General features: G+C 64.5%; 16 protein-coding genes. 4 read left to right on the plus strand and 12 right to left on the minus strand.

Features of this window, described 5'->3' with window-relative positions; all coding sequences use genetic code 11:
- Positions 1-3: 3 nt before the first annotated feature.
- The 7 genes from yghX to ACM62G_RS27045 form a co-directional block, all read right to left on the minus strand.
- Complete coding sequence (yghX, locus tag ACM62G_RS27015; protein ID WP_419736012.1) at positions 4-891, minus strand: YghX family hydrolase; 888 nt, start codon at positions 889-891, stop codon at positions 4-6.
- A gap of 119 nt (positions 892-1,010) precedes the next feature.
- Entirely contained in the window at positions 1,011-2,474 is a 1,464-nt protein-coding gene (locus ACM62G_RS27020; protein WP_273820823.1) for a GDL motif peptide-associated radical SAM/SPASM maturase, read from the minus strand.
- A gap of 133 nt (positions 2,475-2,607) precedes the next feature.
- Positions 2,608-3,186 carry a DUF1842 domain-containing protein gene (locus ACM62G_RS27025; protein ID WP_054063271.1) on the minus strand — a complete coding sequence of 193 codons (579 nt, stop codon included), beginning with the start codon at positions 3,184-3,186 and terminating at the stop codon, positions 2,608-2,610.
- Positions 3,187-3,223: 37 nt separating this feature from the next.
- Positions 3,224-3,859 carry a DUF1842 domain-containing protein gene (locus tag ACM62G_RS27030; RefSeq protein WP_054063329.1) on the minus strand — a complete coding sequence of 212 codons (636 nt, stop codon included), beginning with the start codon at positions 3,857-3,859 and terminating at the stop codon, positions 3,224-3,226.
- 37 nt (positions 3,860-3,896) lie between these two features.
- A complete protein-coding gene (locus ACM62G_RS27035) occupies positions 3,897-4,085 on the minus strand; it encodes a DUF1843 domain-containing protein (protein WP_054063272.1) in 189 nt (62 codons plus the stop codon).
- A 337-nt stretch (positions 4,086-4,422) separates the two neighbouring features.
- The gene (locus ACM62G_RS27040) at positions 4,423-4,977 is read right to left on the minus strand and encodes a UPF0149 family protein (protein WP_273820822.1); all 555 of its coding nucleotides are present in this window, start codon (positions 4,975-4,977) and stop codon (positions 4,423-4,425) included.
- Between the two features lie 140 nt (positions 4,978-5,117).
- Positions 5,118-6,131: an aldo/keto reductase gene (locus tag ACM62G_RS27045; RefSeq protein WP_273820821.1), complete on the minus strand. Its 1,014-nt coding sequence runs from the start codon at positions 6,129-6,131 to the stop codon at positions 5,118-5,120.
- 277 nt (positions 6,132-6,408) lie between these two features.
- On the opposite strand from ACM62G_RS27045, the gene ACM62G_RS27050 reads away from it, so the two are divergent.
- On the plus strand, positions 6,409-6,645 hold the full coding sequence (locus ACM62G_RS27050; protein ID WP_273820820.1) for a hypothetical protein: 237 nt from the start codon (positions 6,409-6,411) through the stop codon (positions 6,643-6,645).
- 73 nt (positions 6,646-6,718) lie between these two features.
- On the opposite strand, the gene ACM62G_RS27055 is transcribed toward ACM62G_RS27050, so the two are convergent.
- Positions 6,719-8,032 carry an MFS transporter gene (locus ACM62G_RS27055; protein WP_419736013.1) on the minus strand — a complete coding sequence of 438 codons (1,314 nt, stop codon included), beginning with the start codon at positions 8,030-8,032 and terminating at the stop codon, positions 6,719-6,721.
- A 158-nt stretch (positions 8,033-8,190) separates the two neighbouring features.
- Between ACM62G_RS27055 and ACM62G_RS27060 the strand changes: the two genes are divergently transcribed.
- From ACM62G_RS27060 to ACM62G_RS27070, 3 genes are all read left to right on the plus strand, one after another.
- The gene (locus ACM62G_RS27060; protein WP_273820818.1) at positions 8,191-9,288 is read left to right on the plus strand and encodes a sugar diacid recognition domain-containing protein; all 1,098 of its coding nucleotides are present in this window, start codon (positions 8,191-8,193) and stop codon (positions 9,286-9,288) included.
- A 207-nt stretch (positions 9,289-9,495) separates the two neighbouring features.
- The gene (locus tag ACM62G_RS27065; protein WP_273820817.1) at positions 9,496-10,635 is read left to right on the plus strand and encodes a glycerate kinase; all 1,140 of its coding nucleotides are present in this window, start codon (positions 9,496-9,498) and stop codon (positions 10,633-10,635) included.
- Between the two features lie 194 nt (positions 10,636-10,829).
- The gene (locus ACM62G_RS27070; RefSeq protein ID WP_419736014.1) at positions 10,830-12,506 is read left to right on the plus strand and encodes a SulP family inorganic anion transporter; all 1,677 of its coding nucleotides are present in this window, start codon (positions 10,830-10,832) and stop codon (positions 12,504-12,506) included.
- A 144-nt stretch (positions 12,507-12,650) separates the two neighbouring features.
- On the opposite strand, the gene pncA is transcribed toward ACM62G_RS27070, so the two are convergent.
- From pncA to ACM62G_RS27090, 4 genes are all read right to left on the minus strand, one after another.
- Positions 12,651-13,304: a bifunctional nicotinamidase/pyrazinamidase gene (gene pncA, locus ACM62G_RS27075; protein ID WP_054059539.1), complete on the minus strand. Its 654-nt coding sequence runs from the start codon at positions 13,302-13,304 to the stop codon at positions 12,651-12,653.
- A gap of 305 nt (positions 13,305-13,609) precedes the next feature.
- A complete protein-coding gene (locus tag ACM62G_RS27080; RefSeq protein ID WP_054059538.1) occupies positions 13,610-14,395 on the minus strand; it encodes an anti-sigma factor family protein in 786 nt (261 codons plus the stop codon).
- Positions 14,392-14,889 carry an RNA polymerase sigma factor gene (locus ACM62G_RS27085; protein WP_054063277.1) on the minus strand — a complete coding sequence of 166 codons (498 nt, stop codon included), beginning with the start codon at positions 14,887-14,889 and terminating at the stop codon, positions 14,392-14,394. The genes ACM62G_RS27080 and ACM62G_RS27085 overlap by 4 nt, the downstream gene beginning before the upstream one ends.
- A gap of 54 nt (positions 14,890-14,943) precedes the next feature.
- Complete coding sequence (locus ACM62G_RS27090; protein ID WP_054059536.1) at positions 14,944-15,468, minus strand: tetratricopeptide repeat protein; 525 nt, start codon at positions 15,466-15,468, stop codon at positions 14,944-14,946.
- Positions 15,469-15,528 lie beyond the last annotated feature (60 nt).

A 15,528-nucleotide genomic window follows, 5' to 3' on the forward strand; every position in this document is an offset into this window, starting at 1 on the left:
CACTCAGGCGAGGTAGCGGCGGAACCAGGCCACGGTGCGGTCCCAGGCCAGGTTGGCGGCCGCCTCTTCATAGCGGGGCGTGGAGTCGTTGTGGAAGCCGTGGTTGACGCCCTGGTAGATATGCACCTCATAGGTCTTGCCCGCACTCTTGAGGGCCTGCTCGTAGGCCGGCCAGCCGTCGGTGATGGGTTTGTCCAGTTCGGCATAGTGCAGCAGCAGCGGCGCCTTGATCCTGGCGACATCCTCGGCCTTGGGCTGGCGGCCGTAGAACGGTACGGCCGCGCCCAGCTCGGGGTAGGCCACGGCCGCCGCATTGGCGACTCCGCCGCCGTAGCAGAAACCGGTGATGCCGACCTTGCCGGTGCTGGCATCCAGTTTCATCAACCATTCGATGGCGGCGAAGAAATCGTTCATCAGCTTCTCGGGGTCGACGCTCTTCTGCAGCGCCACGCCTTTCTCGTCGTTGCCGGGGTAGCCGCCGACCGAGGACAGGCCATCCGGCGCCAGGGCGATGAAGCCGGCCTTGGCCACGCGCCGGGCGACATCCTCGATATAGGGGTTGAGACCGCGATTCTCGTGCACTACGACCACCGCCGGGACCTTGCCCGTGACCCGGGCCGGGCGGACCAGGTAGCCACGCACCTGCTGATGGCCTTTGGGCGAGGGGTAGGTGATGTATTCGGCGACGATTTCCGGGTCGGTGAAGGACACCTGTTCGGCCAGCGCATAGTTCGGGCTCAGGGCTTGCAGCACGCTGGCGGCTGCCATCGCGCCGAGGGTGAACCTGGCCGCACGGTCGATGAACTCCCGCCGGGTGATCCTGCCATGGACGTAGTAGTCGTAGAGTTCCAGCAGTTCGGGAGCGAAGTCTTTCGCGGTCAGACGTTCCATCGGTGGCTACCTTGTCGAGTGGTTCGAGGGACGGGGCCACCCCACCGTGTGGAGGGCGGCCCCGTTGGCCTTGGCTCGACTCATTAAAGCAGCCTTTGGCGCCAGGGTGTACGACAGCATCAGACCAGGGTGGTCTGTGGTGTCCCCAGCAGGCGGGTGATGGTGTTGACCAGTTCCTGCTGCCTGGCCCGATCGCGCAGGTATCGCGCCTGTTCGGCGGCGACGTCGGCGGCGCAGTGCGGGCAGGTGGTCTCGTCGGCGTGAATGTATTGCAGGCAGCCGCGACACAGGGCCAGTTGTGGTGGAATGCGTCCCTCCTCGGGGGACTTGCGCCCCTGGTTGATCCAGGCCAGTTTGATCACCTGGCCGCTGTCGCTGACGCTGCCGATTCTTTCCCCGGTGTCGATGCGTTCGGTGATCAGGTCGAAACGGCCAACCGCGAAAGAGGCCTTGGCCGCATCCTCCAGCTTGACGATGCGTTCGCGCAGGCCGCGCTTGTGCAGGTCCAGGGCGCGATAATGGCAGTAGGGGTTGTTGCCGGGCTTGCCCAGTAGCGAATGCGAGGTCCAGGTACAGCCGCCGCGGCAGACGTCATTGTAGTAGCAGCCGCGACAGTAGCCCCACAGGTCCTCCACCGAGCGCAGCCGGCCGAAATGCATGCCTTCGCTGTAATGCCAGATATCCTGCAGGCTCATGTTGCGGACATTGCCACCGGAAAAGCCGACGGTCGCCAGCGACGGGCAACCCTTGACCGTGCCGTCGGCCTCCAGGGCCAGTACGGTCTGGCCGGCGGCACAGCCGCTCCAGTGTACGCGCTCGTCGCCGAAACCGCGCCACAGGTGCTCATAGGGACCGTAGTAGCCGATGTTGTTGCCGACGTTCATCAGTAGGCCGCGTTCGACACCTTCGCGGTACAGGCGCGCCAGCAGCGGCATCACCTCGAGCAACTGATAGGGCTGCAGCAACAGTTCGGGATGATCGACGGCGTTGCCCATGGCCACGGTCAACTGGATCTGCCAGTGGGTGGCGCCGAGGCCGATGATCAGTTCCATCAGCTCGGGCAGGTCGGGCAGGGTGGCCGAGCCGATCTGGGTGTTGACGCTCACTGCCAGCCCGGCCTGTTTCGCCCGGCGTAGGGTGTCCACGGCCTTGTCGAAGGAGCCTGGCACATTGCGCACCTTGTCGTGCAGCGGGGCCAGGCCGTCCAGCGACACACCCACGCCATTGAGCCCGGCCTCGACCGCGGCCTGCAACTTGGCCGGGGTCAGGTTGCGGCCACCGGTCTGGATCGCGCAGTACATGCCGTGGCCGTGGATGGCCGCGATCAATCGGGTCCAGTCCTTGCGCAGGTAGGCTTCCCCACCGATCAGGGTGATCTCGCGGGTGCCGAGGGCGGCGAGGGCATCGATCACGTCCAGGCATTCCCGGGTGTTGAGTTCATCGGGGCGTCGATGGCCGGCGCGTGACCCGCAATGCAGGCACTTGAGGTCGCAGGCGAGGGTGATTTCCCAGACCACATGGACCGGTACATAGCGCTTGAGGTCGGTTTCGCTGAGGTAGCGGGCGGGGCGATTGTCTGACATGGAAAATCCTTGCGCAGCCATAGGTGCGCGGCATCAGTCCATCGAAAGGCCCGTGCCGTCCCGGATGGCCGTGGCACGAGCGGATTCACCAAAAGAGCCCGGGCGCAAGCGGGGTGCGCCCGGGGTGTTGCGATCAGCGGGCTTCCAGGCGGCTGATTTCCGCGTTCAACTGCTCCAGGGCAGTGCGCAAGGCGCCGCTTTGCGCCAGTTGCTGCTCAGCCTGGCTCTGCACGGCCTTGAGCTGGGCCAGGTTGCCGCTGGTCGTTGCCTGCTGGATCGCGGCGGCGTAGAGCGGGATCGGATGCCGGTTGTGCTGCTCGGGCGCTTCGAGGGCCTGGCTGACCGCGGCATGCCGGACCTGCTGCCAGCGACCCTGCTCGTAGTAGCGGTAGTCGACGAAGCCGCTGGCCCAGTTGGCTTCCAGGATGCCACTGAGGTGGAAGGTCTGGGCGATCTGGCTCAGCGGGCCGCTCGGGCTGCCGGCCAGGGTCAGGATGATGTGGCTCTCGACCGAGGGTGAGAGCTTGGCCTCGCTATAACTGCCCCACACCTGTGCCTCGAAGTGGATGGGCGGGTAGGTGCTCTGGAAGAGGTTGGCGATACCGCTGACTTTCCTGCGGACCGTATCGACCAGCAGGTCGAGGGTCAGCACCGGTGCACCGATCAGCGGCTGGCTGATGTTCAGGCGTGTGTGAAAGAGTCCTACAGACATGATGCAGCTCCTTTGAAGTGAATTCAGGACAGGCGGCTCAGCGGCGTTCCAGGCGGCTGATCTCGCTCTTGAGGTTGTCCAGCGCGGCCTGCAGTTGCGGTTGCTGGTCCAACTGGTGCCTGGCCAGGTTCGCCAGGGATTTCAACTGGGCCAGGTCGCCAGCGGCAATGGCCGTCTGAATCGGCGCGGCATACAGCGGCAGAATCGGCGGATGCGGCTGGAGCACAGGGCCTGGCTCCAGCGGCAGGGGCTGGACGTGCGAGCGCACGCCACTGACCAGATGGGCCGGCACGTTGCTGGCTTCGACCCAGCGCTGGCCATCGAAGTAGGTATAGTTGGCGACGCCTTCCTTCCAGTCGCTGCCGACGACCAGATGCGCCTTGAAGCTGATGATCGAGTTGGAGCCCTGGCCCCCGTGATTGCCCTGGACACTGAGCAGGATCTTGCTGACACCGGGCTGCATCACGGTGAGGTAGCTGTACTCGCCCCAGACATCGACGTCCAGGTTGAGCGGCGGGTTGGTGGCCTGGGTGACCGCGGCGGTGCCGGTCAGGCGCTGCTCGGGGCTGAAGGCCAGAAGATTGAGATTGACGCCGGGTGCGCCAGCCAGGCCGGTGCCGATCCGGTAGGCGAGCGGAAACAGGCCGACTGGCTGCTGAAGAGTAGCGGACATGGTGATTGCCTCCATTGCAATACTTCGGAAAATAACTTCAGTGTTTTTCCAGGCGAGAAACTTCCTTGGCCAGTTTTTCGTAGGCGCTGTGCAACTCCTTGTTTTCCGGCTTGGAAACGTCCCGTTGTTTCAACAGCGTTTTCATTTGTTGCAGATTGCCTTCCGTGATCGCGTCATGGATGGCTACCCCATACGGGGTGATGGGGTGAGTGGCGGGTTTGTTCATGGCGATGCCTTCCTTGGTAACTGTGGGGGGCTGCCGGGTTGGCAGCGTTTGCAGTTAAGCAGGCGCGAACGAATATGCAATGAACAATACGGGCAAAATGCCAGTTAATTTTGTATCAGGGCTGATTAATAGCGAAGTGTAAAATGAGAGTTTCTTTATATCGTGATTGGCGATAAAAAGTTTTGGTTATTTATCGCCAATCCATTATTGGCTTATTGCGAAAGATAATATTTGGTCAGTTGATACCCGGGGGTTCTACGAAGTTTTTCGAGCGTCGCCCGGGCGAGCGCAAAGACATTACCTCTAGAGTTGGGGATGCGAATTAGCCACACAGACCCTAGCGCTGCTGAGCCCAGAAATCATGCAACCCACGCGCCGCCGGCTCGATGGCCGCCACGCGCTGGCGATGCAGGACCACGTCGAGGTCGGCCGGCAGTTCGAAGTTGTCCTGCTCGGCGCACAGGGTGATCGCGTCCAGCCACTGGGCTTGCGCCGCCGGCAACGCCGGCCATTGGCTGACACCGACGCCGCGCAGATAGCCGAAGCACCATTCCTCGGCCAGGACCAGTGGCTGGCCCTGATGCTCGGTTTCCTCGAAGCGGGCCTTGAAAGCCTGGGCATCGCTGGCCAGTCGGGTTGCCCGGGCGTTCATGTGGCGCACGCTCAGGTCGATGAAGCGTTTGCACTCCTGGGGCGTTTCCCAGTTCGGATTCTGGTCGCCCCAGATCGCCGGGAACCACACCGAGATATCGACCGGCAGCGGGCCGGACACCAATGCGGTGAGGTAGCCGTCGAGCTCGGAAGGATTGAGGACGGAGTGGTCGTCGCCGTATTTGAGCAGCGTGTCTTCGATGAACTCGAAGTCGGCGTCGTTCAGTGGCTGGTCTTGCATGGGAGGATCCTTGCTGGTTCGGGCGCGGCAGCCATTCGCCGCGCTGGAGAAAAGGCGCGCAGGATGGCGCGTTCAGCGGCATTTATCCAGCGTGGCAACGCGACGGGCGAGGGCGCATGCGCGCCTCGCCGCGCTGACCATCACTTTTCGAGCGGCTTGCGCCCGGAAACGAAGTGGCCGACATCGTTGAAACCGGGTGTCGAGGCATGCCCCGGGGTGACCAGCGAATCGATGAAGGCTTCGTCCTCGGCATTGATTTTCACGTCCAGCGCCCGGGTGTAGCTGTCCCACTGTTCCTCGGTGCGCGGACCGACGATCGCCGAGCTGACCGCGGCATTGTTCAGCACCCAGGCAATGGCGAACTCGACGATGCCGACGCCGCGGCCCTGAGTGTATTGCTGGATCTGCTGGGCGATACGCAGGGACTCCGGTCGCCATTCGGTCTCGAGGATACGCCGGTCCTGGCGTCCGGCACGGCTGCTGGCGTCCGGTACCACGTCCGGGGCGTACTTGCCGCTGAGTACTCCGCGGGCCAGCGGGCTGTAGGGCACCACGCCAAGGCCATAGGCCGCGGCGGCGGTGATCTGCTCGACTTCGGCCTGGCGGTTGACGATGTTGTACAGCGGCTGGCTGATCACCGGCCGGTCGACACCGAGCCGCTCGGCCACGCGAATCACCTCGGCGATTCGCCAGCCACGATAGTTCGACAGGCCCCAGTAGCGGATCTTGCCCTGGCGCAGCAGGTCGCCGATGGTCGCTACGGTGACCTCCAGCGGCGTGTCGTGGTCCTCGCGGTGCAGGTAGTAGATATCCAGGTAATCGGTGCCCAGGCGGGTGAGGCTGGCCTCGATGGCATTGAAGATATGCTTGCGGCTCAGGCCCCGGCGGTTCGGGGTGCCATCCGCCGGGCCGAAGCCGACCTTGGAGGCGATGACCCAGTCGTGGCGATGGCGCGCCACGCCTTCACCGACGATTTCCTCCGAGCGCCCGGCGTTGTAGACATCCGCGGTATCGATGAAGTTGACGCCCTGGTCCCAGGCCTTTTCGATGATGCGCAGCGAAGTCTCGGTATCGGTCTGCTCACCGAACATCATGCTGCCCAGGGTCAGGGTGGAGACCTTGAGTCCGGAGTGACCGAGGAGGCGATAGCTCATGCTGGAGGTCCTTTTACACGGAAGGAAAGTGCTTCATCAGATACCAGAAGCCCGGCCTGGAGCAATCCCCAATTTCCCCGGCAGCCGTGAACGAGCGGATCGGGTGGTTCGCCGCGTTTCCTGCCGATACGGGTCGAGCACGGCTACCGTTCGTCGGAACTGTCATTTCTGACAGGTATCCAGTCACGGTGAAATCGAGAAATATTTTGTTACGACTTGCTGCGGAGCAAGTGCTGCCCAGGTCGCATTCAATCTTGGTTCTACAGGGAGAGGAACAATGTTCAAACCCAGACATTTCGTCGCACTGGCGCTGTCGGTGATCGTGGCGCAGGGCGCGATGATTCCGGCAGCCATGGCCCAGGCCCGGCCGGCACCGACGACGCAGGGCATCAGTGTAACCAAGGCCGGTACTCAACTGGCAGCGGCCACCCAGAAACACCGGAAAAAACACAAGGTGCACAAGAAGGCGCAGCACTCGGCACAGCAGGAAAGCGCGACGAAGACCCTCGCGTAGCGGGCTTCCCTTGGGGGGAACGAAGGCCTGATAGCCGGCGCTGCCGGTATCAGGCCTTTTTCATGGGAACCGGTTACTGCGCCCGCAGGCCGCGGGTCACGCGCAGGGCCAGCACGGCACCGGCGACGATCACCGCGGCCAGCACGTACAGTGCGGCATCGGTGGACCCGCTGGCATCCTTGATCCAGCCCACCAGGTAGGGGCTGAGAAAACCGGCCATCTGGCCCATCGAGTTGATCAGCGCCAGGCCGCCGGCGGCCGCGCCGGCACTGAGCAGGGCGGTGGGCACCGGCCAGAACATCGGCAGGCCGGTGAGGGCACCCATGGTGGCGATGCTCAGGCCAAGAATGGCAATGGCCGGCGAGCTGGCGAAGTTCACCGCGATCAGCAGGCCCACGGCGCCCATCAGCATCGGTACCACCAGATGCCAGCGCCGCTCCTGGCGCAGGTCGGCGGAGCGCCCGACGAACAGCATGAACACCGCGGCCAGCAGGTAGGGAATCGCGCTGAGCCAGCCGATCACCAGGTTGTCGCTGAAACCGAGGTTCTTGATGATCGAGGGCAGCCAGAAGTTGATGGCATAGACGCCGCTCTGGATGCAGAAATAGATCAGCCCGAACGCCCAGATCGCCGGGTTCCTGAACACTTCGCCGAGGGAATCGCTGACGGTGCGCGGCTTGTTCGCCGCGTCCTCGGCCTGGTCGGCTTCCAGCACCGCGCGCTCCTCGGCGGTCAGCCACTTGGCGTTGGCGAACTTGTCGGCCAGCAGGAAGAAGGCGGCCACGCCGAGCAGGACGGTGGGGATGCCTTGCAGCAGGAACATCCACTGCCAGCCGGAGAGACCACCCTGGCCGGCGGCGAAGTGGTTGAGAATCCAGCCGGAGAAGGGGCTGCCGAGCAGGCCCGAGACCGGAATCGCCGACATGAACAGGGCCATGATGCGGCCGCGTCGGAAGCTCGGGAACCACTGCGAGAGGTACAGCACCACGCCAGGGAAGAAACCGGCTTCCGCCGCGCCGGTGAACAGGCGCAGGGTGTAGAACTGGGTCGGGGTGGTGACGAACAGCAGGCAGGTCGACAGCGTCCCCCAGGCGATCATCATCAGCGCGATCCAGCGCCGCGGGCCGAAGCGGGTCAGTGCGAGGTTGCTCGGTACGCCGCACAGCACGTAGCCAATGAAGAAGATCCCGGCCCCGAGGCCGTAGACCGTCTCACTGAACTTGAGGGCGTCGAGCATCTGCAACTTGGCGAATCCAACGTTGACCCGGTCGAGGTAGTTGAACAGATAGCAGATGAAAATGAAGGGGATCAGGCGCAGGGTGATGCGCTTGTATACGGCGTTTTTCAAGTCAGCGGTGGCCTGGGGCAACGCGGCGCTCTGTGACATGTCGGTCTCTCTTTATTATGATTTTTCGCGATGCAAGGGTAACGTTGCTCGCCCTGTGAGTCTCGGCCACCCCGATGCTGCTGTCTTTGTGCCGGCGCACAGGGTTTGCCAGCATGACCTGTGCCGCTGAACAATTCATTGCAAGGACTCCTTCTCTCATGTTCGAACTGGACCACGACCTCGCGCAGGATATCGTCGACCGCACGATGGCGATCCTGCCTTACAACGTGAACGTCATGGACAGCCAGGGCCTGATCCTCGGCAGCGGCGAACAGGAACGCATCAATACCCGCCACGAAGGCGCGCAACTGGTGCTGGCCAACGGCAGGGTGGTGGAAATCGACGTGCAGGCGGCCAAGTGCCTCAAGGGGGTACAACCGGGCATCAACCTGCCATTGCTGCACGATCAGCGCCTGATCGGTGTGTTGGGCATCACCGGTGATCCGGACCAGTTGCGCACCTATGCCGAGCTGGTGCGGATGACGGCCGAGATGCTGGTGGCGCAACGTCATCAGCAGGCTGAACAGCAGTGGCGGCGCCAGCGCTGCGATGACCTGCTGGCGTTGCTGCTCGGCGATGATGGTGACTCGCCACGCCTGCTCGACGAGGCCCGGCAGATGGGGCTCAAGCCACAATTGTCGCGAATTCCCTGCCTGTTCGAACTGGAACCGGGGCAGGCCACCGAGGCGCTGATCGCCTGGCTGCGGTCGCGTTACCCGGACAGTTGGTGCTTCAGTGCCAGCGAAGCGTCGTTGCTCTGGTGTCGCCCGGCGACACTGTCGCTGGATGAACCGCGCCTGCTGGAAAAACTCGACGGCCTGGGCTGGAAGGTATTGCGAGTGGCGGTGGGCGGCCAGGCCGATGGTCTGGCGGGGTTGCGCCGCTGTTATCGGCGGGTCAGCGATCTGTTGGGCTATGGTCGCGAAGTGCTGCCGAATACACGCGTGCTGCTGCTCGATCGTTATCGCCTGCCGGCAATGCTCTGGCGCTATCGCAACGACGATGCCCTGGAGGAACTGCTCAAGCCGCTGCGCAACGTGCTGGCCAAGGACGGCAACGGTCAGTTGCTCTTGACCTTGCGCAGTTGGTGCGAGCATGACGGCCAAAGCCAGGCCTGTGCCGAGGCACTGGGTATCCATCGCAACAGCCTGCGTTACCGCATGGAGCGGATCGCCGAACTCAGCGGCGTCGATCCGTTGCGGCTCGATGGCATGCTGGCGTTGTACCTGGGGGTGCAACTGTTGCCCCAGACCTGACGTCCTGTGCTGCCCTTGTAGGAGCCGGCGGTGCGGCGATCCGACTTGTCGGGGCGCCGAACCGCCGCGAATGGGGCCCCAAGCCTGGCCCGCACGCCTCGGGTTTGTGTGAATGAACAATAAAGCCCCGCAATGCTTGTGCAGCAGACCGGCGTCATGCGCCGTTTCTGCTGGCAGCATGGACGCTACAAGAACCGGAGAAGCCCCATGAAAATCATCATCGCCCCCGACTCCTTCAAGGACAGCCTGAGCGCCGACGGTGTCGCCAGGGCCATCGCCGAGGGGCTGGCCGAGGTCCTGCCGCAGGCGCAACTGCTCCGGTACCCCATGGCCGATGGCGGCGAGGGCACGGTGGAGTCGGTGCTTGCCGCCTGCAATGGCGAACTGCGGAGCGAAACCGTCCAGGGGCCGCTGGGTGCCCCGGTACGGGCCCACTGGGGCTGGTTGCCGCAAAGCCGCACCGCGATCATCGAGATGGCCGAGGCCAGCGGCCTGCAACTGGTGCCGCCCGGACAGCGTGATGCCTGCGTCACCAGCACCTTCGGCACCGGCCAACTGATCGGCGCGGCCCTCGACGCCGCAGCGCAGCGTATCATCCTCGCCATCGGTGGCAGTGCCACCAACGATGCCGGTGCCGGCGCCTTGCAGGCCCTCGGCCTGGGCCTGTTCGATGACCAGGGCCGCGAGTTGCCCCGTGGTGGCCTGGCTCTGGCGGGGCTGCAACGGATCGACCTCGGCGGCCTCGATCCACGCCTGGCATCGGTACGTTTCGAAATCGCCGCCGACGTGAACAACCCCTTGTGTGGGGAACAGGGCGCCTCGGCGATCTTCGGCCCGCAGAAGGGCGCGTCGCCGACGCAGGTACACGAGCTGGACGCGGCGCTTGGGCATTTTGCCGATCAGTGCGCCGCAGTGTTGCCACGGGATGTGCGTGACGAGCCGGGCAGTGGCGCCGCGGGTGGGCTGGGGTTTGCCGCCAAGGCGTTCTTCGCGGCGCGGTTCCGCCCGGGGGTGGAGGTGGTCGCCGAACTGGTGGGACTGGAGCAGGCGGTGCAGGGCGCCGACCTGGTGATCACCGGCGAGGGCCGCTTCGACGCCCAGACCCTGCGCGGCAAGACGCCTTTTGGCGTGGCCCGGATCGCTCGCCAGCAAGGTGTGCCGGTCATCGTGCTGGCCGGCACCCTGGGCGAGGGTTATGAGCAGATGTACCAGCACGGGGTCGACGCCGCCTTCGCCCTGGCTTCCGGGCCGATGAGCCTGGAACAGGCCTGTGCCGAGGCGCCGGCGCTGCTGTCGGCGCGGGCACGGGATATCGCCCGTGTCTGGAGGCTGGCAGCCGGGCGTTGAGCGTCCTGTACCACCGGGTCGCGCGTGGGGTGGTGTCCGCCAGGTGATTCGGCGTTAAGCTTGGCAACACCAATGGTTTGTCAGGAGACGCTCGATGGCTGGTATCCGCCCGCAATGGACCCATGAGGAGGCCATCCCAGAACGGGGCGGCCGCCAGGAGCGCTGTTCCCGGGCGGGATGGGCCGGCCTCGTCGATGCGTGAACCTTCCCTGCCGCCTGCCGCTGCCACCCCTGTTCAACCACGCCGCCTGGGGCCCGACCTGATCGCCGGGCTGTCTATCGCCGGTCTGCTGCTGCCTGAGGCGGTGGCTTATTCGAGCATTGCCAACCTGCCACCCCAGGCCGGGGTGATCGCGCTGTTCGCCGGGTTGTTCTGCTACGGCCTGTTCGGCACCAGTCGCTTCGCGATCGTTTCGGCCACCTCGTCGTCCGCCGCGGTGCTGGCCGCGGCGACGCTGTCCGTGGCCGGTACGGACATGGCCCTGCGCCTGACCATGGCCATCGGCCTGGTGATGATCACCGGCCTGATGTTCCTGCTCGCCGGGCTGTTCAAGCTGGGCAGCGTGACCTCGTTCATCGCCAAGCCGGTGCTGCGCGGCTTCGCCTTCGGCCTGGCGGTGACCATCATCCTCAGGCAGGTGGCGAACATCGTCGATGTGCATCCGCCACACAGCGACCTGATCCGCTTCATCCCGGAACTGCTCGGGCAATTGCCGCATTGGAACTGGGCGGGCGCGGCAGTGGCCGCCGTGGCGCTGGTGCTGTTGACGATCTTCGGGCGCCTGCGCCGTGTGCCGGGTGGGTTGCTGGTGGTGATGCTGGGTATCGTGGCAGGCAGATGGCTGGACCTGCCGAGCCTGGGGATCAGCCTGATCGGGGTCATCGACCTGCAGTTGGCAGTGCCGTCACTGCCGCGCCTGGGTTTCTCCGACTGGTTGAAACTGGTGGAACTGGGCTTTGCGCTGGTGATGATCCTGTACGCCGAATCCTATGGCTCTATCAGCGCCTTTGCCCTCAAGCACGGCGACCGGGTCAGTTCCAATCGCGACCTGCTGGTGCTCGGAGGGGCCAACCTGTTGTCCGGGCTGTTTCATGGCATGCCGGCTGGCGCGGGGTATTCGGCCACCTCGGCCAATGAAGCGGCTGGTGCAACATCGCGTTGTGCCGGGGTGGTCGCTGCGTTGGTGGTGCTGGCGATCGTGGCGACCGCGCTGCCACTGATTGCGCTGACGCCGGAGCCGGTACTGGCGGCGATCGTCATTCATGCGCTGGCCCGGGCCGTCAGCCTGGAGCCGCTGCAACGCTATTTTGTCTGGCGCCGCGATCGTTTCCTGGCGATTTGCGCGGTGGCTGCCGTGCTGTTGCTGGGGGTGCTGGATGGGCTGCTGGCGGCCGTGGCGATCAGCCTGATGCTGATGCTGCGGCAGATGTCCTCGGCGGCGGTGCAGGTGCTCGGGCATCTGGCCGACGGGCATGACTTCGTCGATTGCCAACTGCATCCCCAGGCACGGCAGGTGCAGGGTGTGTTGATCCTGCGGCCTGGCGAAGCGCTGTTTTTCGCCAATGCCGAGCGGATTCTGCGCAGTGTGCAGCGTTTGGCCCATGAACAGGGGCCGCAGGTGCGGGCGGTGATTCTGAGCCTGGAGGAGTCACCGGATCTGGATGGCACCAGTATCGAGGCCTTGCAGGATTTTATCGTCCGCTTCAAGGGCGAAGACAAGCGGTTGCTGTTCGCCCGGCTGAAGCATGGGGCTCACCAGGCCTTGCTGGCGTTGCCGGAGGCGGATCTGTCCGAGGTCGTTCTCAGTGAGCTGAGTGTGTATGCAGTGGTGCAGCAGGCGGGGGCCGCGGGGGGACAGGGCTCGGCCTGACACCCCCACAATCATGGGCTGGGCCTGCGGGCCCTTTCGCGGATAAATCCTGCTTCCCCAGCGGATCGTGGTGACCCCCCCCTTCTGTGAACGCCGGAAACCCGTGGGAGCAGCATTTATCCGCGAGAGGCCCTCAAGACGCCCCTAGAGCGGCATGAGGGACCGGGACTCCACGAACTGCACGCCCGCGGCCTCCATTTCGCCCATCGCCCGCTTCAGCGAGCCGTCCAGGTCGATGGCGCGGCAGGCGTCCGGGACCAGGAAGGTGGTGAAGCCCGCCGCCCGCGCATCCAGCGCCGACCAGGCAACGCAATAGTCCAGCGCCAGGCCGACCAGGTACAGCGTATCGATCCCGCATTCCCTGAGGTAGCCCGCCAGCCCGGTGGGTGTCCGCCGGTCGGCCTCGACGAATGCCGAGTAGCTGTCGATCTGCGGGTTGCAGCCCTTGCGGATTACCAGCCGCGCATGGGGCAGGTGCAGGTCGGCATGCAGCTCGGCACCGTGGCTGCCTTGTAGGCAGTGATCGGGCCAGAGCACCTGGGGCCCGTAGGGCAGTTGCACGGTATCGAACGGCTGGTGCCCCGGATGGCTGCTGGCGAACGAGGCGTGGCCGGCAGGGTGCCAGTCCTGGGCGATGATCACGTTGCGAAAGCGCCGGGCCAACCGGCTGATCAGCGGCACGATCTCGTCGCCACCGGCAACGGCCAGGTTGCCGCCGGGTATGAAATCGTTCTGCACGTCGATGACGATCAAGGCGCAGCGTGGGTCGTCCAGGGGCAGGGCGGTGGAGTTTGGCATGGGCGTGTCCTTGTCTGCCGGGTTCAGTTGACGGTCGAGCATACAAGCATGGCACAGCCGGGGGTGTCTGCTGCAATGGCTTGCTGCTGTAGGCGGGTGACGCCATGGAGGGTACGCTGTCGGCTGTTGCGCCATGGGGAACACTCCCCATGGCTCGATGCTCCAGGGGCTGTATGAAAAGGCTTGAGACGAAGGTCAGGCAAGGCGAAAACAGCCGAGGAAGCGGAGTTCACGGGTTGTAAATGAGTATTCCGAGGCTGTTTTCAACGCAGCATCACCGAGTATCAAGGTTTTTCATCCAGACCCTAGACGGCGAAGCGTTGGCGAAGCAGCTCCGCCATGGCGTGCAGTTCGCTCGCCGGATTGCGCCCAATGAGCATGTAGGCGTGGGTCTGGCCAACCCAGAACACCACGTTCATGCCACGACGGACCTCTTCGGTCGGCGCTCGCACACCTTTCTTCGCCCGGGTGATGCACAGGGCCAACGGCCCGTGCCGCGGGTCCAGGTAGGCCAGTTGCGCAATCGGCTCGCTTTCGTACTCGAGCATCTGGGCTCGCTTGAGCTGCGCCCCCGGCAACAGCACCTGGGGTGGTTCCAGTACCAGCCCGAGGCCCTTGTCGAGGGTGCGCAACTGCGCGCGCTGGGAACCTTCGTCGTCCGGCAGACCATCCAGGGTCTGCGCGGTATAGAGCGTCATGTAGTCGGCAACCACGCTGCGCCAGCTGACTTCAGTCTGATCCTTCGGTGCGTGCCAGGCCTGGAACAGTCGATCGGCGGCGATCCCGGCGACCATGAAACTGGCGGCGACCGCCAGGAATCCGCGTCGGCTCATCGATCGCCTGGCCGGTTTCGATGGCAGCGTTTCGAGCATCTCGGCAAGACGACTATGCGGTGCCTGCTCCAGCAGTTCATCGTAGGCTTCCCGGAAGGGCAGGTTGCTGCGGCCCAGCCATTCGACGCGCTCGGCGACCGCCGGGTTCTCGGCAATGGCAACCGCCACCCGGGCACGCTCTTCGGCATCCAGCTGGTCGTCGAGAAAGGCCACCAGCCGCTCATCGGAAGGCATCTGTTGAGAAAACTGGTCAGTCATCGCCGTTCTCCACGGGTTGAGGTGGGTACGGCACGCAGGGGCGGGTTCTGCGCCAGCTTGATGCGCGCGGCGGCGAGCCGGCTCATGACCGTGCCGATCGGCACCTCGAGAATATGGGCTACTTCCTTGTACGACAGGCCTTCGACATAGGCCAGGAACACGGTCTCGCGCTGAGCCTCGGGCAAGGCGTCGACGCGCCTGATGACCTGCGCGGCGAGCACGTGGGTCTGTGCCACCTGCTCGCCATCGAAGGCCAGCACCTCGTCGGCATCGACCTGGCCCTGACCCCGGCGCACGCGCTGGGAGCGGATCTCGTTGAGCCAGATCGAATGCAGGATGCTGAACAGCCAGCGATCCATGCGGGTACCGGCCACGAACTGTTCACCACGCTCCAGCGCCCGGACGCAGGTGGCCTGCACCAGGTCGTCGGCGAGGTGTCGTTGCCGGGACAACAGCAGGGCGTAACGCCACAGGCGTGTCAGGTGCTGGCCCAGTTCGGCTCGTATTTCCTTGTCGCTGGCGATGGCAGCCTCCGCGTTTTTCGGTGTTCAGGCCTGGGTCGGATGGGCGATGGCGTCGGCCAGGTCTTCATACTCTTCGCACTGGGTGCCACAGAGTGACTTGATGGCCTGCAACTGCTCCCGGGCGAGATCCAGGCGACCCTTGATCACATAGGCTTCACCCAGGTATTCGCGGACCTGAGCGTAGTTCGGATCGAGCTTTACCGCCTGCAGGTAGTAGCCGATGCCTTCGTCGGTGCGTCCCAGCTTGCGGGTGGCATAGCCGCGATAGTTCAGGGCCTTGGCGGTATCGGGATTCTTCAGGGTATCGAGGACGTTCAGCGCCTCCTGGTACTGCTGGTCCTTGGCCAGGCTGTAGGCGTAGTCGGCGCGTGCGTCATCGCTGGCGCGGCTGCTCACCAGGGGTTCGCATTTGTTGGTTTTCGGATTCCAGACCTGCTGGCTGGTGCATTTGGGCTTGGGTGGCGCCGGCTCGTCGCCGGAGGCCAGTGCCAGGTTGCTCGACAGGGCAACCAGCGCGGAAACGATCAAGGTGCTTTTGCGAAGGCTCATGGGTAGTGCTCCAGAGAATGGGCAACGATGAGAACGCCTGGGCGCCAGGTTTTATTCAAT

Source organism: Pseudomonas sp. COR18 (assembly GCF_048568395.1).
Taxonomy (GTDB): domain Bacteria; phylum Pseudomonadota; class Gammaproteobacteria; order Pseudomonadales; family Pseudomonadaceae; genus Aquipseudomonas; species Aquipseudomonas fuscovaginae_B.

Coding starts and splice junctions, on each gene's coding strand:
- ACM62G_RS27050 (WP_273820820.1), top strand. CDS start 6,409: ATGTTCAAACCCAGACATTTCGTCGCACTGGCGCTGTCGGTGATCGTG.
- ACM62G_RS27055 (WP_419736013.1), bottom strand. CDS start 8,032: ATGTCACAGAGCGCCGCGTTGCCCCAGGCCACCGCTGACTTGAAAAAC.
- ACM62G_RS27025 (WP_054063271.1), bottom strand. CDS start 3,186: ATGTCTGTAGGACTCTTTCACACACGCCTGAACATCAGCCAGCCGCTG.
- ACM62G_RS27060 (WP_273820818.1), top strand. CDS start 8,191: ATGTTCGAACTGGACCACGACCTCGCGCAGGATATCGTCGACCGCACG.
- pncA (WP_054059539.1), bottom strand. CDS start 13,304: ATGCCAAACTCCACCGCCCTGCCCCTGGACGACCCACGCTGCGCCTTG.
- ACM62G_RS27045 (WP_273820821.1), bottom strand. CDS start 6,131: ATGAGCTATCGCCTCCTCGGTCACTCCGGACTCAAGGTCTCCACCCTG.
- ACM62G_RS27040 (WP_273820822.1), bottom strand. CDS start 4,977: ATGCAAGACCAGCCACTGAACGACGCCGACTTCGAGTTCATCGAAGAC.
- ACM62G_RS27070 (WP_419736014.1), top strand. CDS start 10,830: ATGCGTGAACCTTCCCTGCCGCCTGCCGCTGCCACCCCTGTTCAACCA.
- ACM62G_RS27030 (WP_054063329.1), bottom strand. CDS start 3,859: ATGTCCGCTACTCTTCAGCAGCCAGTCGGCCTGTTTCCGCTCGCCTAC.
- ACM62G_RS27035 (WP_054063272.1), bottom strand. CDS start 4,085: ATGAACAAACCCGCCACTCACCCCATCACCCCGTATGGGGTAGCCATC.
- yghX (WP_419736012.1), bottom strand. CDS start 891: ATGGAACGTCTGACCGCGAAAGACTTCGCTCCCGAACTGCTGGAACTC.
- ACM62G_RS27080 (WP_054059538.1), bottom strand. CDS start 14,395: ATGACTGACCAGTTTTCTCAACAGATGCCTTCCGATGAGCGGCTGGTG.
- ACM62G_RS27090 (WP_054059536.1), bottom strand. CDS start 15,468: ATGAGCCTTCGCAAAAGCACCTTGATCGTTTCCGCGCTGGTTGCCCTG.
- ACM62G_RS27065 (WP_273820817.1), top strand. CDS start 9,496: ATGAAAATCATCATCGCCCCCGACTCCTTCAAGGACAGCCTGAGCGCC.
- ACM62G_RS27020 (WP_273820823.1), bottom strand. CDS start 2,474: ATGTCAGACAATCGCCCCGCCCGCTACCTCAGCGAAACCGACCTCAAG.